The sequence below is a fragment of the Candidatus Uhrbacteria bacterium genome (assembly GCA_016699205.1).
GTDB lineage: Bacteria > Patescibacteriota > Patescibacteriia > 2-12-FULL-60-25 > 2-12-FULL-60-25 > CAIXDN01.
Map to the genome: position 1 here is coordinate 401,857 of CP064964.1, position 24,376 is coordinate 426,232.

Annotated in this window: 27 protein-coding genes and 1 pseudogene; 1 reads left to right on the forward strand and 27 read right to left on the reverse strand. The window is 54.4% G+C overall.

Annotated features, from left to right (window positions below):
- Positions 1 to 27: 27 nt before the first annotated feature.
- The 24 genes and pseudogenes from dnaJ to IPH19_02105 all read right to left on the reverse strand — a co-directional run bounded on the left by dnaJ (position 28) and on the right by IPH19_02105 (position 17,646).
- Positions 28 to 1,125: a molecular chaperone DnaJ gene (dnaJ, locus tag IPH19_01990; GenBank protein QQR61211.1), complete on the reverse strand. Its 1,098-nt coding sequence runs from the start codon at positions 1,123 to 1,125 to the stop codon at positions 28 to 30.
- Entirely contained in the window at positions 1,126 to 1,371 is a 246-nt protein-coding gene (locus IPH19_01995; GenBank protein ID QQR61212.1) for a hypothetical protein, read from the reverse strand.
- Positions 1,372 to 1,374: 3 nt separating this feature from the next.
- Positions 1,375 to 1,590, reverse strand: a complete 216-nt coding sequence (locus IPH19_02000) for a DUF3467 domain-containing protein (GenBank protein ID QQR61213.1) — start codon at positions 1,588 to 1,590, stop codon at positions 1,375 to 1,377.
- Between the two features lie 190 nt (positions 1,591 to 1,780).
- A pseudogene (dnaK, locus tag IPH19_02005) lies at positions 1,781 to 3,729 on the reverse strand (molecular chaperone DnaK).
- Between the two features lie 11 nt (positions 3,730 to 3,740).
- Entirely contained in the window at positions 3,741 to 4,232 is a 492-nt protein-coding gene (locus tag IPH19_02010) for a nucleotide exchange factor GrpE (GenBank protein ID QQR61214.1), read from the reverse strand.
- 4 nt (positions 4,233 to 4,236) lie between these two features.
- The gene (locus IPH19_02015) at positions 4,237 to 4,911 is read right to left on the reverse strand and encodes a hypothetical protein (GenBank protein QQR61215.1); all 675 of its coding nucleotides are present in this window, start codon (positions 4,909 to 4,911) and stop codon (positions 4,237 to 4,239) included.
- A gap of 74 nt (positions 4,912 to 4,985) precedes the next feature.
- Entirely contained in the window at positions 4,986 to 5,453 is a 468-nt protein-coding gene (locus tag IPH19_02020; protein QQR61216.1) for an NUDIX domain-containing protein, read from the reverse strand.
- Positions 5,454 to 5,534: 81 nt separating this feature from the next.
- Positions 5,535 to 5,993 carry a hypothetical protein gene (locus IPH19_02025; GenBank protein QQR61217.1) on the reverse strand — a complete coding sequence of 153 codons (459 nt, stop codon included), beginning with the start codon at positions 5,991 to 5,993 and terminating at the stop codon, positions 5,535 to 5,537.
- Positions 5,994 to 6,115: 122 nt separating this feature from the next.
- Positions 6,116 to 6,436 carry a hypothetical protein gene (locus IPH19_02030; protein ID QQR61218.1) on the reverse strand — a complete coding sequence of 107 codons (321 nt, stop codon included), beginning with the start codon at positions 6,434 to 6,436 and terminating at the stop codon, positions 6,116 to 6,118.
- Positions 6,436 to 6,711, reverse strand: coding sequence for a hypothetical protein (locus tag IPH19_02035; protein QQR61219.1), 276 nt, complete (start codon positions 6,709 to 6,711; stop codon positions 6,436 to 6,438). Before IPH19_02035 ends, IPH19_02030 begins: the two co-directional genes overlap by 1 nt.
- Positions 6,712 to 6,828: 117 nt before the next feature.
- Positions 6,829 to 7,335 carry a hypothetical protein gene (locus tag IPH19_02040; protein QQR61220.1) on the reverse strand — a complete coding sequence of 169 codons (507 nt, stop codon included), beginning with the start codon at positions 7,333 to 7,335 and terminating at the stop codon, positions 6,829 to 6,831.
- Positions 7,332 to 7,721, reverse strand: a complete 390-nt coding sequence (locus IPH19_02045; GenBank protein ID QQR61221.1) for a hypothetical protein — start codon at positions 7,719 to 7,721, stop codon at positions 7,332 to 7,334. Before IPH19_02045 ends, IPH19_02040 begins: the two co-directional genes overlap by 4 nt.
- Before the next feature lie 203 nt (positions 7,722 to 7,924).
- Positions 7,925 to 8,398, reverse strand: a complete 474-nt coding sequence (locus tag IPH19_02050) for a hypothetical protein (protein QQR61222.1) — start codon at positions 8,396 to 8,398, stop codon at positions 7,925 to 7,927.
- A gap of 1 nt (position 8,399) precedes the next feature.
- On the reverse strand, positions 8,400 to 8,987 hold the full coding sequence (locus IPH19_02055) for a hypothetical protein (protein ID QQR61223.1): 588 nt from the start codon (positions 8,985 to 8,987) through the stop codon (positions 8,400 to 8,402).
- 2 nt (positions 8,988 to 8,989) lie between these two features.
- A complete protein-coding gene (locus IPH19_02060) occupies positions 8,990 to 9,538 on the reverse strand; it encodes a class I SAM-dependent methyltransferase (protein QQR61224.1) in 549 nt (182 codons plus the stop codon).
- A gap of 47 nt (positions 9,539 to 9,585) precedes the next feature.
- Positions 9,586 to 10,074: a hypothetical protein gene (locus IPH19_02065; protein QQR61225.1), complete on the reverse strand. Its 489-nt coding sequence runs from the start codon at positions 10,072 to 10,074 to the stop codon at positions 9,586 to 9,588.
- Positions 10,075 to 10,323: 249 nt separating this feature from the next.
- On the reverse strand, positions 10,324 to 10,893 hold the full coding sequence (locus IPH19_02070) for a hypothetical protein (protein QQR61226.1): 570 nt from the start codon (positions 10,891 to 10,893) through the stop codon (positions 10,324 to 10,326).
- A 106-nt stretch (positions 10,894 to 10,999) separates the two neighbouring features.
- Entirely contained in the window at positions 11,000 to 12,205 is a 1,206-nt protein-coding gene (locus tag IPH19_02075; protein QQR61227.1) for a hypothetical protein, read from the reverse strand.
- Positions 12,206 to 12,279: 74 nt separating this feature from the next.
- Positions 12,280 to 13,035, reverse strand: coding sequence for an FtsX-like permease family protein (locus IPH19_02080; GenBank protein QQR61228.1), 756 nt, complete (start codon positions 13,033 to 13,035; stop codon positions 12,280 to 12,282).
- An 11-nt stretch (positions 13,036 to 13,046) separates the two neighbouring features.
- The gene (locus IPH19_02085; protein QQR61229.1) at positions 13,047 to 13,511 is read right to left on the reverse strand and encodes an ABC transporter permease; all 465 of its coding nucleotides are present in this window, start codon (positions 13,509 to 13,511) and stop codon (positions 13,047 to 13,049) included.
- A 1-nt stretch (position 13,512) separates the two neighbouring features.
- On the reverse strand, positions 13,513 to 14,730 hold the full coding sequence (locus IPH19_02090; protein ID QQR61230.1) for an ABC transporter permease: 1,218 nt from the start codon (positions 14,728 to 14,730) through the stop codon (positions 13,513 to 13,515).
- A gap of 31 nt (positions 14,731 to 14,761) precedes the next feature.
- On the reverse strand, positions 14,762 to 15,499 hold the full coding sequence (locus IPH19_02095) for an ABC transporter ATP-binding protein (GenBank protein ID QQR61231.1): 738 nt from the start codon (positions 15,497 to 15,499) through the stop codon (positions 14,762 to 14,764).
- A 3-nt stretch (positions 15,500 to 15,502) separates the two neighbouring features.
- Positions 15,503 to 17,371 (reverse strand): efflux RND transporter periplasmic adaptor subunit, encoded by a 1,869-nt coding sequence (locus tag IPH19_02100; protein ID QQR61232.1) that lies wholly within the window; start codon positions 17,369 to 17,371, stop codon positions 15,503 to 15,505.
- A gap of 44 nt (positions 17,372 to 17,415) precedes the next feature.
- Positions 17,416 to 17,646 carry an AbrB/MazE/SpoVT family DNA-binding domain-containing protein gene (locus IPH19_02105; GenBank protein ID QQR61233.1) on the reverse strand — a complete coding sequence of 77 codons (231 nt, stop codon included), beginning with the start codon at positions 17,644 to 17,646 and terminating at the stop codon, positions 17,416 to 17,418.
- A 93-nt stretch (positions 17,647 to 17,739) separates the two neighbouring features.
- Here IPH19_02105 and queA point away from each other — a divergent pair, with 93 nt between their 5' ends.
- On the forward strand, positions 17,740 to 18,777 hold the full coding sequence (queA, locus tag IPH19_02110) for a tRNA preQ1(34) S-adenosylmethionine ribosyltransferase-isomerase QueA (protein ID QQR61234.1): 1,038 nt from the start codon (positions 17,740 to 17,742) through the stop codon (positions 18,775 to 18,777).
- Here queA and IPH19_02115 read toward each other — a convergent pair whose 3' ends face one another.
- The 3 genes from IPH19_02115 to IPH19_02125 form a co-directional block, all read right to left on the reverse strand.
- On the reverse strand, positions 18,778 to 20,304 hold the full coding sequence (locus IPH19_02115; protein ID QQR61235.1) for a hypothetical protein: 1,527 nt from the start codon (positions 20,302 to 20,304) through the stop codon (positions 18,778 to 18,780). It abuts the gene before it with no gap.
- Position 20,305: 1 nt separating this feature from the next.
- Positions 20,306 to 22,300 (reverse strand): VCBS repeat-containing protein, encoded by a 1,995-nt coding sequence (locus IPH19_02120; protein QQR61236.1) that lies wholly within the window; start codon positions 22,298 to 22,300, stop codon positions 20,306 to 20,308.
- Positions 22,301 to 22,392: 92 nt separating this feature from the next.
- Positions 22,393 to 24,309, reverse strand: coding sequence for a DEAD/DEAH box helicase family protein (locus IPH19_02125; protein QQR61237.1), 1,917 nt, complete (start codon positions 24,307 to 24,309; stop codon positions 22,393 to 22,395).
- Positions 24,310 to 24,376 lie beyond the last annotated feature (67 nt).

Below are 24,376 nucleotides of genomic sequence, written 5' to 3' on the forward strand. Positions count from 1 at the left end.
AAGCATAGCTCAAAAAATAACACGGGCCTAGAGGCCCGTGTTACGTAGCTGCTCGAGCAGCTCTTTTTGTTCTTTGGATAGCTTGCGGGGAATGTCGGCGATGAGGCGGACGACGTGATTGCCGCGGGTGCCGGATCGGCTATAGGGAATGCCTTTGCCGCGGATGGTGACGAGCGTACCGTCTTGCGTACCTTCTGCGATGCGGACAGATTCATCGCCGTCGATGGTTGGGACGTGGATGGTGCCGCCGAGGGCCAGAATTGAGAACGGAATCGCCATCTCGGACACAATGTCGTTGCCGTCGCGCTCAAATGTCGGATGCTTTTCTACATGGATGCGGACAAAGAGATCTCCCGAACGGCCGCCGCCGGCAGGCGCCTCCCCTTCTCCAGAGACTTGGAGCATCGCTCCGTTGTCGACGCCGGCAGGAATGCGGATGGAAAGATTTTGCTCTCGTCGATGGACGCCGTGACCGGCACAGACCGTACATTCTTTTTCCGGCTTCTTGCCGCGGCCGCGACAATCCTTACATTCCGCGAGCGTCTGCATCGTTCCAAACATCGTGCGCGTTGCTTGGCTGACTTGTCCTTTTCCTCCACAGGTTTTGCACTCGTTTACTTTGGTTCCGGGCTCTGCTCCTTCACCTTTACAGCGCTCACAAGCAAGCTGACGATAGAGCTTGAGCGTTTTGTCGACGCCAAAGACGGAATCGCGAAAGGAAAGCTCGACATCGACTTCAATATTTTGTCCGCGCTTCTCGCGACGACCGCCGCGGCCTCCGCCAAAGCCGAACATTTCTCCGAGGACGTCGTTTAAATCGCCAAAGTCTTGGCCTTGGAAATTGAAATCGAATCCGCCGCCAGGGAAACCGCCAAAGCCTCCACCGAAACCGCCTTGGCCTGCGCCGCCGTTCTCGAATGCAGCCGAGCCGTATTGGTCGTAGGTCGCGCGCTTCTGTTTATCGCCCAAAATTTGGTACGCCTCGTTGATGTCTTTGAATTTAGAAGCATCACCGCCTTTGTCGGGGTGATGTTCATGCGCAAGACGACGAAATGATTTCTTGATTTCGTCGTCGGATGCGCTCTTTGAGACGCCGAGAATGGCGTAATAATCTTTCCCGATCATCTAAAACAATATAACTAGAACCACGATGACAATTAAACCCACGATAAACGGTAGCCACCACACACCCTTTTCGAAACCTAATTGACCCACTACATCATCAAGTCCTTTATCCAACTCCTCATCACTCATCTCTTTTAGCATGCTCCAATCATCATCAATCGGGTTCTTCCAGCGTCGCTGGAGTTCATTCATCTTAAGAATGTAAAGTGCTTCTTTTTCAGGTCTAGTAAGATTCTTTGGTGTCATATTTTATTTCTTTGGTACCTCGTAGCGTAGCTTCTCGTATTCCGTAAGCGTCTTTTGAATTACCTCAGCTAATTCCTTTGCCGTGAAGTGATTCAGGAAGATGCGGGAAACCAACTGTGCCTGCTGTTGATCTCCAACACGCGTATGCGCGAGGAAGTCGATAACAACGTCACGCTCTTGGCTCGTAACGGCTACGATATTTGCGTAATGGCCCTTCATGTCCTCCTGGCATGGCATTCACCTTCAGGCGGGGTTGGGAGAGCCAAAGTTGAGCGAAACAAGAAACTTTGGGAGAGCATCCCACCACAGAAAGGCGAACCCCCGAAGAATCAGGTTGAACAAACACAACCACAAACACCCGAGACAAAACCCATATTCTTCAAAGAATTCACCTGATTGGACAAGCCTCCTAGGTGTTTTTGGGCGAAAGGTAGGACACGCGTTCATAATGATCGGATTGGTATTTATTAGGTATATTCGGTTTTGGCTCTTCTGGCTTTGGCTCTTCCGACGGTGCGGCTGTCGCTTCTGTCTCTGGACGCGTCTGATAAAGCGCGGCGCCGACTTTTTGTGCCTCGGTGGCGAGTTCGTCAGCGGCTTTCTTGATGGCTTCGATGTCTTCTCCGTCTTTGACGGCCTTGAGCGCTTCCATCTTGGCTTCGACAGCTGTCTTGTCTTCCGCCTTCACTTTCTCGGCGTTTTCTTTGAGCATCTTTTCCGTGGTGTAGAGCATGGTATCAGCCATGTTCTTATCTCGATAGACTCGCGGCGCTTTTTATCGACCTCGGCGTTGGCCTCGGCGTCCTTTTTCATGCGCTCGATCTCTTCCTTGGAAAGATTGGTTGAGGCGGTGATGGTGATGGTCTGCTCTTTGCCGGAAGCTTTGTCTTTAGCCTTCACGTTCAGGATGCCGTTGGCGTCGATGTCGAAGGAGACCTCGATCTGAGGGACGCCGCGCGGGGCTGGAGGAATTCCGGAGAGGGTGAAGCGGCCAAGCGACTTGTTATCGGCAGCCATTTCACGCTCGCCTTGAAGCACATGCACTTCCACGGAAGGCTGGCTGTCGGCGGCGGTGGAGAAGGTTTGCGACTTGCTTGTCGGGATCGTGGTGTTGCGGTCGATGACCTTGGTCATGACACCGCCGAGCGTCTCGATACCGAAAGACAATGGCGTGACATCGAGGAGCAAAAGCTCGCCCTTGATATCGCCCTGTAAGTTACCAGCCTGAATCGCGGCGCCGATGGCGACCACTTCATCCGGATTTACGGAAGCATTTGGCTTCTTGCCGAAGAACTTTTCAACAGTCGCGATGACGAGCGGCATGCGCGTCATGCCACCGACGAGAATCACTTCCTGAATATCGCTGGTCGAGAGCTTGGCGTCTGCCAAAGCCTTCTTACACGGCTCGAGAGATTTCTCGATGAGATCGCCAACAAGCTGTTCAAGCTTGGCGCGCGTGAGCTTCAAAAGAAGATGCTTGGGACCGCTCGCATCGCTCGTGATGAATGGCTGGTTGATTTCCGTTTCCATCGCGGAAGACAACTCGATCTTGGCTTTTTCTGCTGCATCCTTGATGCGCTGGAGGGCGAGATTATCCTTGGACAAGTCGACGCCTTCTGCCTTTTTAAATTCATCGACAATCCAGCTGATGATGCGCTGGTCAAAGTCGTCACCGCCGAGGTGCGTGTCGCCGTTGGTGGCGCGAACCTCAATGGTGTTCTGCGAGGTTGTGGCGTCGTAAGCGACTTCAAGGACGGAGACGTCAAAGGTTCCGCCGCCCAAGTCGTAGACGACGATCTTTTCATCCTTCTTGTTGTCGAAACCGTAGGCCAAAGCGGCCGCGGTTGGCTCGTTGATCACGCGGCGGACATTGAGTCCTGCGATTTCACCGGCCGTCTTGGTGGCTTGGCGCTGGGCGTCGTCAAAATAGGCCGGAACCGTGATGACGGCTTCGGTAATCTTCTCGCCGATCTTTGCTTCAGCATCGGTTTTGATCTTTTGGAGAATCATCGCGGAGATTTCTTCCGGCGAGTATTCCTTGCCGCCCATGATTACTCGAATAGCATCGCCATTTGGGACGACTTTGTACGGGAGCCACTTAATATCGCGCTGAACTTCCGCGTCAGAAGCGCGGCGACCAATGAGACGCTTTACCGAGAACAAGGTGTTCTCTGGGTTTACAACGCCTTGGCGTTTGGCGATTTGGCCAGCGAGACGTTCGCCGGATTTGGTAACAGCAACAACGGAAGGCGTTGTGCGTGCACCTTCTGCGTTTTCCAACACTTTTGGCTGACCACCTTCTACGACGGCAAAGCAGGAGTTGGTGGTTCCAAGATCGATTCCAAGAATTTTAGGCATAAAATTTATTGTTATGAGGTGATGATGACTCGGGCGGGGCGGAGAACTTTTCCATGAAGCGACCAGCCATCCTGTACAACGCGGACAATGGAACCAGGCTCTTTGCCTTCAACGGCTTCCGTGCCGGCGGCGTCGTGGAGCTGCGGGTCAAAGGCTCCATCGACAGAGATGCGGGAGAGGCCGGCGTTCTGTGCTGCTTGATCCCAAAGCGATTTCACCGCCTTGATTCCGACCAGCCAGTTGTCCCATTTCTTTTTGTCATCCGGCGACATGGTTGCCGTGTCTGGTATGAATGCGAGCGCGAGAGCAAATTGGTCGATCGCGGGTAAAAGATCGGAGAGCAGACGCTCGTTGGCAAATTTGGCAAACTCGGCTTTCTCGCGTTCCGATTCTTTCTTTAAATTTTGGTAGTCGGCTTGAGCGCGCTTCCAGCCGGCGAGATACTCATCAGCTTTCAGTTGCCAGTTTTCAGGTTTCAGCTCTTCATTGATTTGTTCTTCCATAATTTTATGTGTTGAGTACTTCCAGAGCGGAGATAAGATGCGACATGGCTTGCTGATAGTCCATACGGACAGGTCCGAGAACGCCGATCATTGTGTTACCGGGTCCTTTCGCGACGATGGCTCCGCAGGCGGGGCCAAAGGGACAGTCCTCGCCGAGGAGAACGATGGGTTCGTCGAATGAGATGCGTTTTAATCCGGCGAGCGTGTCATCCAAGTGCTCAAGCAGCGCTGTCAGATGAATCGCGTTTTCCCAATTGCGGAATTCCGGTTGAGCGAGAAGCTGAGACAGTCCGGTGAAATAGGTATCGGTTCCATCCGCGGCGACGATCGAGGCGAGACCGGTGAGCGAGGCGAGCTCGCGGGCAATCGCCTTGATCTTGTGCTCCTCACCTTCTCGTAGCGCGGCTTCCAGACGTTCTCTGGCGCGCTTAGGAGCGGGTTTAACCGACATCTCGTCGACCAACTGCTTGAACGCCGCTTCTGTTGGGATACGTCCGCCGGATGTGTGAGGCTGTTCCAGGAAGCCGAGCTTGTCGAGTTCTGCGAACCAGTTGCGGACGGTCGCAGGACTGACTTCCAGCGTGTAACGGTCGACAAGGTACTGCGAGCCGACCGGCTCAGCCGAGGCCACATATTCCTGCAGAACGAGGCGTAAAAGTTGTTGGAGACGTGGGTCCATGTAATTTAGCAGTCAAACTGTCTAAGTGCTAATTTAAGACGCCCTCGACTTATCGTCAAGGGCGTCCAGAATTGTTAGAGATGATGCTTCAGAAAGAACCGCACATCTTCCGGCATGTCGTACTTGCGGAGCTCGGTCTTGTCGATCCAGACGGCCTCGATCCCCTCCTTCACGGGAAGCGGCTCCGGGATGTAGATCAGGTAGCCCATGTCGATCATGTAGTGCTCGGGGTCGCCCGGGTTGGGCTTGCCGGCAGGAATCTTGATCGAGGTCAGATGTGCGGGCAGCCGCAGCACATCGACGTTACCGAAGGTTGAGAGTGGACGCAGATACGGCTCGACGTCGATGCCGACCTCGACTTCGCACTCCTCGATCAATGCCATGATCGGGTCCTGGTCGCTCTCAACGTGACCGCCGGGCTGTAGCCAACAACCGAGCTTGGCATGCTTGAGGAGAAGGGCGCGGGGCCGGGGAACTTCCTTGGTGATCAGGAAGGCGGAGACGGTGAGGACACGGTCGCCCTCGCGGAGCTCTCGTCGCATGACTACCTCCAAAAATGACCTTACGATGGAATCGATAAAACGAGAAGACCCCGAGGCATCAAGCCGTCGGGGTCTCGTTAGTTAGCGGCTCATGAAGCCGTACAGCATCATTTGGCAGGCTTTGCCAAAGCAGATGTTCGCCGTGTAGTCACTCATGGCGTAGCGGTGGCCCTCGATCGCAAGATCCATGCTCTTGCAGAGGCGGTGCATTTCATTGGTCGACGAGCTCAGGTGAAACTGCTGAGCTCGCCAGTCAGCCGTATTTGAGCGGCGCAGAACCCGGACAAGCGGCGAACGGAAACCGAGACCTGTCTGGATGAGTGTAAAGCCCGTCTCCGTATTTGATGAGCGCATACGCATCTCAAGACGAAGGACGTAACCGCAACCAGCCTCAAGGCCGACGACGACGCGATGTTCGCTATTCATGTCGTGCTCATGTACGAGCTCGTCGCAGTGATCGTAGTGATCATGGACAGCGCAGTACATATCCATGAAGCGGCGCACAGCAAGTAAACGCGGGTCGTCGAGATTCGACGACATATCTGGCAGTCCAAATAGCATGCCGTCCTCCTTTTTGGACTATTCAGCGATATCAAATTATAAGCTTTGCGTCAAGATATGAAGAGGCCCCCGTACCAAGCTTGGTACGGGGGCCGTGTCAGTCAGCACTTGCGGCGGAGACCGTTGGAAGCGCGCAGGTCCGCGAGGTACTTCGCCGTGTCCGTCGTGCTGTCGAACGGCACGGGCGCCGGGTAGCGGCCGGCGTTCTCGGGAAGACCAGAGTCCATGTCCAGCCCCACGCACTGCGCGTAGGGCGGATGCGGCGTTGGATCCTTGAAGTCCTCGGGGACACTCGGACGGAGCACCATTGGGATGCTGGCATCTTCGTCGATGCAGTTCTGGCAGGGCTGGCCCGGTTGCTTGTCGCAGCCCCGATCGACGCAGATCTCGTCCGCCTGGCAGCGCTTCTCCGGGGAACGCATCAGAAGCCTCCGGAACGGCTGCCGTTGTCGGAGGCGCTGAATGCACGCCTCACGACCTCGCCGAAGTTGGTCTTGGGGGAGGGCGGCGGCGGGTTGGAGTACCGATGTTCGAAGTAGGGCTCGTCCTCGTCCATCCTCTCGCACATCGCGCGCACCTCGTCGGTGGTTGACGGTTCGGCTGGAGGAACGCTGCCGCGCCCGATCTCCACGATCACGCCGTCGGCGACCTCGACCTCATTCAGATTGACTCCCTGCGGCACGGGCTTTCTCGCCATCTGTGAACTCACTTTCTCCTCAAAAGAGGTTCGCGCAGGATAGCGGAATTTTGGCCTTATGTCAAGGCTCAAGGAATCAGAAAAGCCCGCCGATCCAGAACAGATCGGCGGGCCTTGTCAGTCTTCCGTGTGGCGCTCTTGGCGCTTGTGGAAGTATTCGATGAGGTCTCGTTTGACGAGGATGTAGCGATCCTTTTTGAGGAGGATGCTGCCTTCTCCGCCCTCGATGCCATGCGTCTCGAGCAGCTTGATGAGCTTGCCGCTCTCGGTGACCGAGGCACGCAGCCACCACTTGTTGTTCTCGAGATCGTGCATGAGAGCGACCATGTCCCTGTGGCGCTCGAGCAAGAGCGAAGACCCGAGCGAGATCCCATGCTTCTTGTACTCGAAGACGAAACCCCAACTGAGTTTGAGCTCACCCTTGGAAGTACTGGTCTTGGCGCGGTATGTGACCGCGCAGATCGCGTGATCTGAACCGCTTCCCGACTGGCAGATGCGTTCGTACTCGACCCCGTAGACGTCCGCGAAGCGGCAGAGGGACGCGATATCTTGGTTCGCGTCCTCGGCCTGATCGAGCAGGGGGTCTCGATACTCGCGCAGTTCTTTCTTGGAAAGCGACTTCATCGGGGGCCTTTCGCGATCAGGAACGCTTGCGCGTGGAACTCGACGATGTCAGCAAGACGGTCTTCCTTGACCGGGTACTCGATACCGACGGCGTAGTCGGTTGCAAGGAGCATGTTGATGGCGTGCAGAAACTGCACCCCACGCTCACAGATACGCCGCTCGTCCTCCAATCCCATCATCGAGTAGTTCCAACTCTTGCCCGAGACCCAGGTCAGACGGCTGAACGACTTACCGTCGATGCCGGCTTCCAGTACGGCACGAGGCGTCTGGTCGACCAAGTCATAGAACCACAGCAGCTCGAGGCCGCCAGCCTTGGGAATGATGAAATAGTTGGTGTTGTCGATGAATTGGTGCTGACCGATGAGGCCGTGCTTGGCGAGGGGCATATCGAATGTCTCGTGCGCGAGCTTCTCGACATGCCTGAGCCTTGCCGGGACCAGGGAACGAACATTGTTCCTACCCACAAAAACCTCCTTTACAAGGTGCCTGCACTCGCATGAATGCGGCCGGAACATATCAAAATATTGCCGGCTTGTCAATCGTCGTCGGAATGCAAAACGCCGACCCGAGTGAACGGATCGGCGTAGAATTACTCTCCATTCAGGAGAATCACAAAGTGCTGGAGCGTGAGATTGATGAGGTCATCATTCTCGAGTCTGATCTCCGGCTCATTGCGCGGAAACCATTCCCGGATTAGATGATCGATCTGCTGATCCGGAATCATGCCTACGCTCCATGAGCGCAGCCACATCCGCTCGGCTTCCCGAAAGTGCAGGCGGATGATGGATGACGAATCGTGATGTTCGTCGACTGCTTGGATGGCGATCCATGAGGTGTGGCCGCGGAACGGTTCCCGCGATACGCCCATGGAGAGCGTGTAGGCGCTCCGACCCATGTACTGCACGCGCGGAAAATGCTCGTCCCCCTTGGACCGCCACTTGCGCGTGACCATGGGGATGCCGATCACCTCGAGTGTTGCCGCAATGCGAGCGAGTCCTTTGTGAGGAATGCTCGGGTCGCGCTCGAACACGGTGAGTACGTTGATATCGATTTCCTCGTCCATGTCAGCTCCCTACGTAGAGATCAGCATACTGCTGACGCGTTGGCGCGTGCTTGCAGGCGATTTCGAGCATCGCAGCGATACCTTCCATCGCCCTCCCGGCGCTCATGCCCTCGGCGAGCTCTCCGAGCTGGTCGAGCTTGGCTTCCTCGAGCAGCTTGGTCCACGCTTCCGGACGCTTGTACGGCGTGTGCTTGTCCTCGCCGTGGCGGATTCTGGCCGTCCCCCTCCAGCGATTGGAGACCGCTTCGAGGAAGATTGTTACCGGAAAGCCAAACTCCATGTGCGTGTGGTCGAGGCGATACGCGACGATGATCATCCCCGGACCGGTGTCGTCCTCGCCCTCAAAGCCGAGGTCGTAGTCAAAGAAGATGTGCGAGTCGCAGAGGAGGAAGACGTCACGGGTGAAGATGATGCGCATCGGCTGATCCGAGCGCCTGCGCGGCACGATCTCGTCCGAGTAGCCCCAACGGAATCCGCCGTCGCCATCACCTTTGGACGAGGCGACCTGCAGACGAAGTTCCTTGGCGAGCGCGTCGGTGCGGAGACATTCCGCGTGAATCTTGTCCAGACTTTTCAGAACCGGATGCATGCTTACTCCTTGTGAATGAGCGCCTCAGGTGTAATAGAAAAACGCGATTTTGTCAACGCTCGTAGCGCATCGCAATCCCCTTTTCCTCGACGGACTTCCAGCCCGGGATCGCAAAGGCAAAGGAGATGATTTTTGTGCCGGGACGACATTCTTCTCTTAGCTTTTTCGCGATCAGCGGCATGATCGAGGTAATACCGAATATATAAATGACGGTGGCTTGCGAAAGGTCGGCGGATTAAGCAAGTTTTGCTGATATACTTTGCACGTTCTCCAAAGACCGATAATTTGCGGCGCGACCACCAAACGAGAAATGGATTTAGTTCGTAACCGATGACCGTTGCTCCCCTTTTGGCGGCTTCGACAAGAATGCGGCCGTCGCCGGAGCCGAGATCGATGACGGTATCTTTCGAGTTGATATCGACCAAAGAGAATCCGTCGGGAATATCGCGGCGGCGGAGCGGGAGCCAAGGCGCGCCGATGCCGACGCCGAGGAAGTAGCGAGCAAAAAATACGAGGACTGCGATGAGTAGAAGGAGAAGAAAAAAATCCATAGAAAACAAACGCCGCTGGGAGTATACCAGCGGCGTTGAGCGACGTGTCAGCCGAGGATGAGCTTCTCGACTTCCTTCCAACTCTCGACGCGCTTTACGCGTGGGAGATGGTGGCGGAACTTGCTCACCTCGTCCTCACCTGCTCGGAAGAGAAAGAGGTGCTCGACGTGCGGGATGAGATATCCCAGCACCTCCAGACGATCATCGATGAAGTGCGTGATGTCGAGCTCCTTGCAGATCCCGGCCTTCTCCTCCCGCTTGCGGCAGAAGTGCACTCGCTCGGGCTTGAGCCCCGTCCGCTCGTAGAAGCGGTGATGCTCGAGCCAGCGCAGCGTCTTGTCTTGGATCTTCTTCCCGCACTTGGAGACGATGTACGCGTGCTCGCCGAACTTGAGATCGATGAGCCGCTTCACGGTCTCGACGGTGTCGGGCGTCGAGGTGGTGTTGAGGAAGTTCTCTGTGAAGAACGAGGTGTCCGTATCGTCGTTGACGCGATCCATGATCACGCCCCCGACATCGATACCGATGGTGTCCAACTCAACCTACCTTTCTGTATTTGTTTGTTTGGAAACTAGATTAATTTTACCTTTTTGTCAACCCCCGCGGGTGCGATGAATCGCGCCTCTACTCGTATCGCAACGCCTCAATCGGCGAGAGCTTAGAGGCTCGGCGCGCTGGTGCAAAACCAAAGCCGATACCGAGAAAGTAGCGCGTAAAAAGGACGAGGATGGCAATAGAAATGCGAACGCCGTCCCGTAGAGCGCGGGACGGCGTTGAGCGATGTGTCAGACCCCGGTCGAACGGGGTACGTTGCCGAGGTCGTCGAAGAGCGTGTCAGAGAGGAAGCGCGCGAAGCGCTGATCGTCCTGCGGGCTGCAGGCGCCGTTGTACAGATACTCGCGATACTCGGCGTTGGTGATTGCCCATGCCGCCGCGTGAGCGAAGGCATCGAGCAGGGTTCGCCACTTGTGCACGAACTGCATGAACTCGGGGCTGAACTCCGTGTGCAGGTCGACTTTGCGCTTGAAGATGAAGTGGCGGAGGCCGAGCTCCAGCTGATCGATGAGTGCCATACGCCCATCGGTCTGCTTGAAGGTGACCGTGAAGTCGTGCTGTGCACGCGGCTCGTCCGCGTTCCAGTCGATGTTCACCATCCAGCCAAAGTTGATCCAGCCGAGGAGCTGGTCCTTGTTCTTCAGCTCGATGTCGGCGACGTGAAGGAACGAGTGCGCCTTGTGCTTCTGACCTTGCGGCTCCTGCACGCGCCAGTTGGGCAGACGACCGCCCCAGAGCTTCTCCTCCATGAAGCGAATGTGCTCGATCGCTTCCGCAATGTCCTCGATATGCTTGTACATCTGCGCCTCCGGCGATACTTGATCGCAGATTTAATAAATTGTCAATCCCTCGGAAATACAAAACCCTAGCGCAACCAAAAGCGCATTCCAGTGTTGTTGGTGTTTGTTATTTCTTTTCCGCGGCCTTAAGCGCTGGCGTGATGAAGCGCATTTTTGGGCCGTACTGCTTCCCGATTTCAGCTAGATTGCCGGACCGCATCAATTCAATAATACGTTCTTTATCTTCAATCCCGATCTGCCCCGAGCTCACGACATCTTGTAGCGCTTCGGACAACGCTTCGAGATTATATTCCGTTTTTTTGCATTCCTTTTTTATGCTTTCCAAAAGTTGCGCAGAATCCTTCTCAGGAAACGCGCGGTCCGCTTTGCGCAATTCTGCCATTTTCTTTTCGAGCTTCCCCTTGTCCAAGCCTGCCACGTCAGGGAGACCCGCCTCCACGGCGAGCAACAATTCGTCGTTTCTCTTTGAAGCGGTAAGCGCGAGGAAGTTTGAAATATCCGGTTCACCCGTTATTCCGATTGAAGCCGTCGTGTCGATGAAACTTGCCGTAAGAGCCATGGCCTTTTCTTCTTCGGACATAGTCCCGAAGTATTCGCGATACGTTTTTGCGCTCGGTTTCGAGAACGAATATGCAACCTCGTGGTTTTCGATGGCGACAAGGACGGACGGGTCCACCTCAACCTCGAGTCTGCGAGCTTCTTCCGCTCCTGCATCGCCATGTTTCTTTCCTACATTTGTCTTGTCGGACGGATGATAATACGAAATACCCTCGATACCCGAGTTTTTCAACCATGCGCGCATAGCAACCGGATCGCCCTGCGCTTCTGCGGGAATGCGGGCCTGCCAGTCTTCCCACGCCACCTTCTCGCTCACCGCTTTTCCATCCGGACCCTTTGATTTGATCAACAGGGTATCCATCTTAGAAATGTCGTGGAGAAAAACATATTTTTCCAAAACATCCTCCTTTGCAATGGACGTTTCTTGCATGGTCGAGCGAACCTCGGCTGGAACCGATTCCGACATCTCGCCGGAACGCACTTCGCCCAAGCGCTGCAGAATCAAATCCAAATGCGTGTCCATGAACAAACCTTCGTTATGATACTCGCCCCATTGCGGAACATTGAACGAAGCTTTGATCTTGGCACGAACGGCTTCCGCCTTCTCACCGGGAAACAGTCGATCTACTGTGGCATTCAAGCGAGCAAGACGCTCCGGACGAGAATCGCGTTCTTTGATTGCACGCGCATCCCATTCCGTATCAGGGATGGGTGGTTTTTGTGAAGGGCGTTCAGAAGGCCGTTCAGAGATCATATTCTGTTACCTATTTTAACATTTTTTTGACTCTCCGTAAAATTTCGCTCATGTGAGCGCATTACCATGCGCCCCTACTCGTACCTTAACGCCTCAATCGGCGAGAGCTTAGAGGCTCGGCGCGCTGGTGCAAAACCAAAGACAATACCGATCACGGCGGAGACACTGAAAGCTAGGACAATGGAGTCGATAGAAAGCATGAATGTCCATCCGGGCTGGAATTGGTTCAGGATTTGGATTGTTAGCCAGGACATCGCAATACCAAAAATAATCCCGATGATGCCACCTACCGATGTTACCGCGACGGCCTCAGCCATGAATTGACCGAGCACATCTACGCTTTTAGCGCCGAGCGCTTTGCGCAATCCGATTTCTGAAGTGCGCTCGGTTACCGTCACATACATAATGTTCATGATACCGATGCCACCAACGACAAGAGAGATGGCTGCAATCGAACCAAGCAAGATCGATAATACTTGGCCGATGGTGCCGGCATTTTTCTGCGCGTCTTCTTGGGTACCGACACGGAAATCGTCTTTGGAGAGCTCTGCGTTTGGATTATCCAGCTTATGCGTTTCGCGAAGCAGATACCGTACTTCTTCTTTCGCTTCATCCGGCGACATATCACGAGGCTTGATACTCAAAAAATTGAGGCGATCCTTGTTGAACAAGTCCATCGCCGAGGTCAGCGGGATATAGATAAGATCATCCAGCTTCGTAAAGAAGCGCGTGCCGGCTTTTTCCATAACACCGACGACGCGATAGTTCACGCGGCGGATTTTGATGAGCTTCCCAACCGCCGATTCGTCGCCAAATAATTCACGCGCCACATTGCTCCCAATCACGGCGACCTTGGCGCGGCCATCGATGTCATCGTCGAGGAGAAAGCGCCTTCGGCGAGATCGGCGGGGTAGATTTCAATTTCTCCGGGCGTAGATCCCCAGAGTGAAACGTTCATATTCTCCGGACCATCGGACGCTACGGCCGTACTCACGATCGTCCCAAGTACCGACTCGACCCAGGACTGACGCTTGAGTTCTCGATAATCCTTGTAGGTGAGCGTCAACTTTTGAAGCGGGCTTGGTCCCCCGCCGCTTTGGTCGCCGGAGCCGTTAGAGATAATAACGACATCCGGTCCAAACGATGCGACGTTGGCGAGGAGAAAATTTTCGGCAGCTTTTCCAACCGAGAGCATCAAAATCACGGATCCGATACCGATCACGATTCCGAGCATCGTTAAAACCGCACGCGCCTTGTTGCGGATAAGGCTCTTGAAGGAGATGGAGACGAGATCGCGTACGTGCATATTAGTCTTTGCGGAGCGCCTCGATCGGATTAAGTAGCGACGCCTTACGCGCAGGAGCAAAACCAAAGATCACGCCGATGGTTGTTGAAACAAAAAATCCCAGCGCCATACCAGTCGTCGAGACGGCAAAAGACCAGCCGGATTGGAAGGACGAGATCGCGAGAATAGCGATATACGATAATCCGATACCCAAGAGAATCCCAATGATGCCTCCGACGCCCGTCAGGACAATCGCCTCGATCAAGAACTGCGACAAGACATCCCGGCTACGCGCGCCAAGCGACTTACGCAGACCGATTTCACGGGTGCGCTCCGTAACCGAGACGTACATGATGTTCATGATGCCTATGCCGCCTACAAGCAGCGAGATAGCGGCGATGGCCGTCAGCAAGATCCCGAGAATATCGGTAATCTGGGTCGCGGTCTTTACAAGCTCTTCTTGTGAGAGCACGTTAAAATCATCCTCTTCCCCGAGATCAATATTGTGGCGGTCGCGAAGGACATCCTGGATACGTCGCATGCCGTCGGTGATGGAGAGCAGGTTGGTACGGAGGACAAATGCCTGAACGTACTTCTTATTATAGAGATCGAGTCCTGCTGTTACGGGTATATAGATATTCCGATCCACATTATCAAAGCCGCGCGTGCCGACTTTTTCCATCACGCCAACGACGCGGAAGTTTTGCCGGCTCACACGCACGGTTTTTCCCACGGCACTTTCATCGCCAAATAATTCTCGGGCTATTTCCGCTCCAAGAACCGTAACGCGCGCACGGGAGTCGATGTCATCTTCCGTGAGAAAGAGTCCTTGTGCGGGCTTGATATCGTAAAACTTGATTTCATCCGGCATCGTGGCCGTGACTTTTCCCTCGCGCTCGACGCCATTGGCAATGATTTTGTCATTCTGTTCAACACTCGCAATAGCCAAATCAATCCAGGACTTTTGCTTGATCGCTTTCAAGTCGTCGAATGTCAAAACCTCTTCTGCAAAGGCGTTGGTAAAACTACCGGAGCTTGGCGGACCATTAGCGACAATGATGAGCCCCGAGCCAAATGAGTTGACCGTGCTTACGATATAACGCTCGGCCGCTTCTGCTATCGATAAAACCAGAATCACGGAAGTGATTCCAATAATGATACCGAGCATGGTCAGCGCTGTGCGCCCCTTGGTGCGCCCTAGGCTGTCGAATGCCGATTTGATCAGGTCGCGGATATGCATGGGGCAGTGGTTAGTTTTCAGTGGTCAGGGATTACTTCTTCAACTCGCGCTCGCCGAGTTTGTGGCGCTCGCCGTCTAGACGACGGTCACTTACGAGGAGGCCATCACGCAAGGTGAGAATGCGCTCGGCGTAAGCAGCGGTGTCGGTCTCGTGGGTGACAAGAATGATGGTGTGACCTTTCTTCAGGTTGAGCTCTAACAATGTATCCATGACAGCTTGGCCGTTTTTGGAATCGAGGTTTCCCGTCGGTTCATCGGCGAAGATCACCGAAGGTTTGCGAACAAGGGCGCGGGCGATCGCGACACGCTGACGCTCACCGCCAGAGAGCTGGTTAGAAAGGTTCTTCACACGATGACGGAGACCGACAATATCGATGGCTTCCATAGCAAGTTTTTCCCGGTCTCTCAGCGGCACGTCCGAGTACAGAAGCGGGAGCATGACGTTCTCGAGCACGGTGGTCTTTGGAAGCAAGTTGAAGGACTGAAAAATGAAACCGACCTTCTCTCCGCGCATGGCGGCGAGTTCATCGTCTTCCATTTTTGAGACGTCGCGACCTTCAAACAAATATTTTCCACCCGTGAGCGTGTCGAGGAAGCCGAGAATCTGCATCAAGGTCGACTTGCCGGAGCCGGACGGGCCCATGATGGCCACGAATTCTCCTTTGGGAATTTCAAAGTCAATGCCATGCAGGACATGCGTCGGCACTCCGTCGTTGTAGTAGGCTTTTTTCAAGCCCTCAACGCGGATGACAGCCGGATTCTTAGACATAATTTAGTTTCCTACTTTGGCTTCAGCCTCCAATTTACCGAATTCGTCAGCAGAGACCTCGCTAATGACAACGATCTGCTCCTCACTCAAACCTTTCACGACTTCCGCGCGGCCTTCATCACCGCGGAGACCGAGTTCAATGTCCGCATCTTTCACGCTTCCACCCGCAATGACACGTACATAGCGCTGGCCATCGCGCTCGCGGATCGAACGAGTCGGAATGACGAGAACATTCTCACGATTGCCGGTTTTCACGGTGAGGTTGGCGGTCATACCAGGCTTGATGTCGCGGCCGGCGGCGTCGATAGCGACGTAGACCTTGTAGTAGATAGCGTCCGAGACTTTTGTTTGGTCGGGGTTTTCCGAAATGACTTTGCCGACAAATTTTACATCGTCTCCAAAAGCGTCGAGCGTGATCTCAACGGTTTGGTCTGGTGAAACTTTGACGATGTCTGCTTCCGGAACAAGTGCTTCCACAGAATAACCCTCCGTCGAGACCATTTTCACAGCTGTGACATTAGCGCCGACTTGCTCGCCAATGCTCGGGATGATGTCGGTGACGACGCCGTCGACCGGAGCAATGATTTGTACGTCCGCAAGGCGTTCGCGGGCTTGCTGATAGGCGGTTTGTGCATCGAGGACTTGGGCGCGGAGACCGGCGACATCGACAGAGCGCGGGGCGGCTTGGCGCAAGTCGAGCGTTGCTTGCTGGATCGCAAGATTTGTTTCTGCCGTTTTGACCTTCGTCACCAAATTTTTCTGCGCGATATCGTAATTTGCCTTGGCGGTGTCATACGCGATCTGCAAGGTTTCTTTGGAACCGCTTTGCGAGATGGAGCTTGAGCGCGCCGTCTCGATGTAGTTGGTGATGCTCGTGAGATTTGTGCTCACGCTTGCACGATCTGCATCGATGCCGGCTTTTTTGGAAGCAAGCGACGTCTCGCTCAAGTTGATATTGGTAATAGAACCGGCGAGCACCTTCTGAACTTCATCGAGGTAGAGCTGGGTTTTTCGGAGCGCATCCTGCATCTGCTCGCCTACCGCGAGAACGGTTTCATTTGGTGTCGAGGATGTGAGGTTGCGCGCCGCTGTGTCGACGGCATTCACGGCATTCTTGGCGATCGGGTACGCCTGCTTGGCACGCTCAAATGCGTCGCGCGCGTAAATACCGAGCACGCCTTCATACAAGTCATTGGCCGAGGTGTTGTCGACGCCGATTTCCGCGTCGCCATCGATAAGACCGGAACGCATCGGGCCGAGTGCGCCTTGGAGTGCCGAGCGGAGATTGGCGTAGGAGGCGGAGACGGTCTGCTCGGAGGTGTTGCCACTTGTTTCAAAATCGACGCGTGCTTTTTCCAAGGCAAGTTCAGAAACGCGTAACTCATTTTGGACGTTCAAGCGCGTGGCCTCGAGATCGGCCTTAGCTTGGTCGACTTGGGCTTGGGCGATCGCAATTGTCTCTTTTGTTTCTCCGGCGAGACGCGCATCCAAGTTGGCTTGCGCGATGGCGAGCGCGGCACGGGCGCGCTCTGAGGCAAAACGGAGATCGCGGCTCTGGAGCTCAGCGATCACATCACCTCGTTTTACGATCGAACCAACCTTTTTATAAATACTTTCGAATGGGGCTGTACTGGAAAAAGCGAGGTTCAACCGTGCATCCGGCTTAATTTCGCCGGTGACTTCTACTGTTTGGACAACATTCCCCTTCTCCACTTTGCGGGTTTCATAAAATGGGCCTTCATTGCCGCCGCGACCAAATGCAAACCAGGCGCCACCGAGGACGATGATGGAGATAATCCAAAACCACTTGTTCTTTAAAAATCGGAAGCGAGACTTCTTGGGTACCATTGTCTGTTCTTGGGTGTTTTCCATAAATAGTCGGCTTCCTCCAAAACCGGATTGTTAGTAATGATGGCTTATTTACCTAGAACCGAATTAATCTTATCGTACATACCTTTAACAAATTCCTTCATTTCATCGGCCTTGATGAGACAGATGGGGCCGTCGCCATGCTGCATGACAACGAGACGAGCTCCTGCTTCAAGGCCCATTTTATCACGAAACTCCTTAGGAACGACTACTTGGCCGCGTTCACCCATGACGGTGGAGCCGAGGAGATGGTCGTCGGGATTGAAGCTAGATTTCATAGGATATGAACGGTATGAATAGTATGAAATTGAACGACAAAAGTCAAGGTTGGGGCTAGACAGGAAGCGAAAAATTAGCTATACCTAGCGCCAATGGAAACTTCCCTGTTTGACTATCCCCTCCCGCCTGAGCGGATTGCACAGAAATCAATGGAACCGCGTGAAGCGGCAAAGCTTTTGGTTTTGGATCGAAAGACAGGAATGGTTCAGGATAAGCATGTACGCGACTTGCCCGGACTTTTGCGCAAAGGCGATCTTTTGATTTTTAATGATTCCAAAGTTTTTAAGGCGAGACTCAAGGCGGTGATCTACGGAAAGAATACGCGCGAGGCGGGAAAGGAAGTTGAGATTTTCTTACTTCGTCCGGATGGTGACATGTGGATCGCTCTTGCTCGACCGGGAAAAAAACTGCATTCAGGATGCCGCGTCATGTTTGAGGATGGAAGCAAAGCGCGCGTGATGGGGAAACGCGAAGACGGGACGGTCGACATTGATTTTGGAATTCATCCGGATCAAGTATTTGAACTTGCCGATCAATATGGCGAGGTTCCGGTTCCGCCGTATGTGGAGGCGACAAAGGAAAATACTTCCGCGTATCAGACCGCGTATGCCAAGCACGTCGGATCGGTTGCGGCTCCGACGGCAGGGTTTCATTTTACGAATGCGTTGCTCGACGAGTTGAAAAATAAAGGAATAGAGACGGCGTTCGTCACCCTACACGTCGGCATCGGAACATTTCGTCCTATGAAGAGTGAGACGCTTGGCGAGCATGTGATGCACGAGGAGTGGGCGCACGTCTCAAAAGAGACAATTTCAATGGTTCAAAAAGCGAAACAAGAAGGAAGACGCGTGATTGTTGTTGGTACGACGGCGATGCGCGCTCTTGAAAGTTGGGCCGTAAAATCGGAAAAACGCGAGGAATGGAGCGGGTTCACGGATTTGTTCATTACTCCGGGTTTTGATTTCAAGATTGCTGACGGATTGATGACGAATTTCCATCTTCCAAAGTCGACGCTGATCGTGCTTGTTTCCTCTTTTGCCGGACGCGAGAACGTGATGAGCGCGTACAAACACGCGATCGACAATCATTACCGCTTCTATTCTTTTGGCGATGCAATGCTGATTATTTAATTACTGAACGATTCCTTTTCCGTTGGCGCGCACATCTTCTGGAAGCGAGGCGTCCAATCCACCCGAGAGGGATTCTAGTTTGATTCCGGAAACAACTTCTACTGCTTCACCCGAAATCGACTGGATAAGCACCGGTATTGTTCCGCGCATGTTCTCCGTTGGCGTCAGAGCGATTTCAAATCGGACGGTAGCGCCCTCGCTGTTGGCAGCAAGATATGGGAGCGTCCAGATCACATCGCCTTCTGCTTCTGACAGACCACCGCCAGAAGGAAGTGCGTCGCGGCCGGTGAGCATGACGCCGGCGGGTAATCGCATACGCAGAACGATATTGGAGAGATCCTTGGTTGTTGCGCCGACCATCGCCTGGAACCAGTAACGTGTTTCCTCGCCGACACGAGGCGGGAGAGGCCCGATACCTATTTGATCGCCGGTTGTGGCGTAGTAGCGAATGGCGGATGTGACATTAAAAGGCGTGGTTACGCGCGATTCTGCGATAGGACCGTATCCTTTTGGCGTTGAAGCGACGGCGTACCAAGCCGCATCATCGGCCGGACGGTCGAGCGGAATATTGAGCGATGTATTTCCGGCAGGAACATCAAATGTTTTGGTATGCGGATGCGCGAGACCCGGGTGATAGACCTCGACTTTGCCAACAGAAGGCATGCTGACATCGAGGCGTGCCGTGTCCCCCGTTGATGGACGGAGCGTGACAATGGCCGTTGGATCCGAGAGGCCGGCAACGAACTCACGCTCAACAAGAGGGAAAGCACGCATGAGCGCGGAAGCGTGACCCGGCTCTGCAAAAATAATTTCATCCTGATCCGGTTCAAGCGTCTCGATGAATGATTGATCAAAACCAACAAGCGTTATGTCGTCGAGACGCCTGTTGCTGCGATTGGATATTCGGGTCGGGATACGGCCATCGATCAGTGTTGCGCCGTTAAACAACGGCTCGAGCAATAGGGCAGAACTTTCTATCGTTCTATTTTCATAACCCGTCAGAATGCGCTGTCCATCGTTTACTTGAAAACCAAAACGCAATGCTCCGGGAGGCGCAAAGAAACGTACGACGAGACGAGAGATCGCGTTTTCACCTGATTTTATTGAGCCTAAGCTTGCTTCTCCGAGAGCGTTAAGCGGCGGATCTGCCTCGATAATTTCCGTGCCAGCGGGCAAGCTCCATCGCAACGTGACGAGGCCTTTTGAATCGGAACCGCGAGCATCGACCTCTGCAATCAAGGCTTGAGGTGCGGCGCTTTTAAGCGGGGCGGTTGTAAAAATAAGACCGAGTGAAGGAGTCGGAGCCGGAACAGCCATGTAAATAACGATGTTGATCGCGACAAGCGTGGCGGCGATACCAAAGATCGTAAGATCAAAAGCGAATACGAGCGGAGCAAATCTGTATCGTCCGTGATACTTCTCATGATATCGGCGACGCAAATGCGACGTGACCGCGCGGGCGGGCGTGAGAGCGACCGTCGCACCGTGAAGTGCGAGGCCGGAACTTTTGCGAGGAGAAGTCGACATATTAGAAAGCGCTACCTGGGATGAGAATCTCACGTTTGCCGTCGCCGTCGATATCACTCAGCACGGGACGGACGCCTTGGGATGCTGTTACGCCGGATGGTACGAATTCCGAGCGGAGTCTTCCATCGGCATCATACACCCGAACCTTGGGCGGAGCGCCGACGCCGGAACCGGTCACGAGATCGTCGCGTCCGTCGCCGTCGATATCGCCGATCGCTACACGGACACCAGCACGCTCGGAAGAAGCGAAGGCAAAAAAGCCGCCGCGCCAAGCGACGCCGTCTGTTTTAAAGCTACGGACATGCGGGCCTCCGCCAGTACCGGTTCCGGTAAAAATTTCGCGAAGATTATCGCCGTTTAAGTCGCCTATTGCGATAGAAACACCTCCGCGGAACCTGGCTTCATACGCGAGCCATGACTTGCGGACACCGCCCTTTAAATCGGTTATCTGAACGGTGGGGGCGGAGTTGCCGTCTGGTGCGAGGATGAGCTCCCAAGCCGTGTCGCGGTCGGTTTGTCCGGCGGTGATGGAAATCGCTCCACGATAGTTGTTGCCGAAGGGGCGGAAGCGGTTATCGGATGCGCCGGAGAGACGCACGGTCACTTCCCCACCATTGGCAAAGACAAGATCTTCCGAGCCGTTGCGATCGAGATCGACAGCAAGAAAGTTGGCGCCGCCAGGGATGTCATCGCGCTGCGCAAAAAATCCGTTGCGGATACGGCGGCCGGTTGCATCAAAGACTTGCAAGAAAGATCCGTTCGGAACACTTGCGCCGACAACTTGCGTCGCCTCTGAACGACGGATGAGAACGACACCGTCTTCTGGCGGAACTGTGACGCGCGTGACGATGGAGCCGTCATTCGTACGAGGATCTTGCGAGCCGCGCAGTTTTTCAAATTCGCCAGGCAAGGTGATGTCCTCTGCTTTCTTTGTCGCATTCACGATGGCGATGCCGCGCTGATACTCGCGAGACCAAACGTCTGTTTTAATATTACGCGGCGCGGAGCGCGCATTGCCGATCGGAGCCTCGTACTCGTCATACCACCACGTGCGATGATGGCCGGAATCACCCGCGTCGAATGAGTAAAAACTGTCGGCAACAAGAGCGCTGGCCAAGCCGTAGCGCATCAGCCTGAAATCATTAGGGTTTTCGCGATTATTCGTATTGGTGTTGATGGCGCTTACTTTGGGCTCCGGGTTCTTTCCGAGGGTGGTTCGGAGCTCGGCAAAGGGGCCGGTGAAGCCGTAGCGCGGAAAATTTTCATATAAAACACCGTTGCTGATATCGCCATACACCGCGCTCGAATTATTTATTATTATTTTGTCATTCCCGATCGCGCGTCGCACATTGGAAATAAGCTCGCGCATGCCATTACGATAGGTGGAGTTTATTTCTGCCGGTGTATTGGCTTTGCCGTTGCGATCCGGATCGAGATCGTTTCCAAAAAAACCGGTGACGTTATCGTACGCTGCGTCGAGGAAGACGCCGTCCCACAAACCCGTCGACATGATTTCATCGCGGATGAATGGGCCGAGGAATGTGCGCCACGTTTGTCCGCCAACGGATGGTGAAAGCGTTGAAGCATTCAAAAGATAGGCACCCGGCCACCAGCTTGCGCGCGAACCATTTGCACGCGGAAGAAACCAGGCTTCCGGAATTCTGCTCGCGAGCTTTCCGCCGGGTGAACGCGAGTCGCCGTTGTAGCGAGATTGGGAGATTTCGCTCGAACTTACATAGGCAAGCAGTTTTATGTTTGGGTTGATGCGCTTAATTTCACGGACGCGATCAGGAAATTGAAACGATTGGTCCATGTCGAGGACGACAATGTCCCATCTGGCGAGTTTTGCTGGGTCTTCTGGCTTGATTTCGTAGCCTAAAAAGAAGTTGATGAGCTTGGGAGACTGGTCGTTGCCGATGGCGGCGGCTGTCGGAGACGGAAAAACGGCCGTAACTAGGGCCGCAATGGCGAGTATCGATAGGATGCTACGCCGCATAAGAACAGCGTAGCATAGCGGAATTTTTAATTAAAGAGAAGGATAGAAATGAAGAACGCCGCCACTCGAGGAGAGTGACGGCGTTTTGAGAGTTACTTCACCTTGCCGAGGAAGTGGGGCCAGGACTTCCACTCGGAAGTGTAGAACTGGTCAGGGTGCGAAGGCAGGCGAGAGCATTTGTGACGGAGGCGATTGTAGGACTCTTTTGAATCAATTCCTTTGATCCGCTTCACCGCCTCCATCGCTTCCTTCATGGTTGGGTAGAACTCGACCTTGGCGACTCCTGTGAGGAAGTAGGTCCAGCTCTTCCATTCAGATTTGTAGGTCCTCTCAGGCTGTGACGGAAGTCGTGGGTCTTTGTGACGGAGGCGAAGATAGGATTTCGGAGAATCAATTCCCCGGATCCTCCTCACCGCCTCCATCGCTTCCTTCATGGTTGGGTAGAACTCGACCTTGGCGACTCCTGTGAGGAAGTAGGTCCAGCTCTTCCATTCCGATCGGTATGCTATGTGTGGCCTAGACGTGAGACGGGGGTCTTCTCGATAGCGCTCATAGTATTCGCGCTGACCCTTGATCCCCAGCCTCTTCACCGCCTCCATCGCTTCCTTCATGGTTGGGTAGAACCAGCCTTCACCTCCCGTGAGGAAGTAGGTCCAACCTTTCCATTCGGATTTGTAGATCTTCTCAGGATTTGAAGGGAGACGAGGGTCTTTGCGATAGCGGAGGTTGTAGGAAGGACGGGAATCAATTCCCCGGATCCTCCTCACCGCCTCCATCGCTTCCTTCATGGTTGGGTAGAACTCGACGTCGATCCGACTCATGATGTCGCGGATGTCGCGAGCTTCTTCATCGAGTTCGAAGATGATGCTGGAGACATCGATTTCTCGATTGATCCGTGGGCCGCGCTTGGGGCCCTTTCCTTTGGGACCGAAGTCGTCGATCTTGCCCATGAAGTCCGAGACCATCTTGATACGGTCGCAGTTGCCGACGAAGTCGAGAACCGTGACCTTGGTCTTTCCGGGCGACTTACGAAGCCCGCGCCCAAGCTGCTGCAGGTACACCGTCCGGGACTCAGTCGAACGAAGGAAGACGACGAGCTCCGTGTCCGGAACGTCGATACCTTCATTGAACATGTTCACCGTGAGTAGGTACTTGATGCGGCCACGACGGAATCCCTCGAGATCAGCATCGAGCTCATTGCGATCAAGCTTGCTGTGGTACGGCCGCGCCTTTTTGAGGAGCTTAGCCATACCTTCTGCCTGCTTGATGTCGGTGCAGAAGATGATCCCCTGCGCCTTGTAGCTCAGGATGTCATCAGCGATGTCGCTGTCGAGCCGCTCGATGAAGATGTTGTCGTTGAGCTCGCGGAGCGTGATGCGCTCCCCTGCCTGCACGCGGCGCTTGAGCTCATTGATTGCGTCACGCGATGCGGTACCGACGGTCATCAACTTGTAGTCGATGTCCGAGAGATACTTGCGTGCGATCGCTTCCTCGAGTGAGAGCGTGACCGATGGAGTCCCGAAGAGGTCTCGGATGTTCTTACCGTCCTCGCGATCGGGAGTCGCTGTCTTGCCAAGCAGGAACTTGGGACGGAAATACTCGATCGTCGGACGATAGGTCTCGGCCTGAGCATGGTGACTTTCGTCGACCACAATCATGTCGAAGGCCTTGGGATCGAACTTGGACTTCCAGCCGTTCATCGTCTGGAAAGACGCAAACAGGAACTGGACGGTCTTTGGGTCGACCTTCTCCTCGCCTGTGAACATGCCCATGGAACGGCTGCCGTTGAAGACTTTGCCGTATGCGAGCATGGACTGGCGGAGGATGTCGTTGGTGTGACAGAGAAAAAGCATCCGCTCCTTGGAGCGAAGGATCTTCTGGACGACGAGCGCTCCCGTGATGGTCTTGCCGGTACCGGTAGCCATCACCATGAGCGTCTTGCCGTCGCGCTTGAGCGCCTTGGCCACGTCCCTGATGATCGGAACCTGGTACGCGTGGGGCTGGATCACAGAAACCTCGATGTAAAAGAGCGCACGGGCATATCCCCGTGCGCTCTAATTAGCAATATTTTGATGT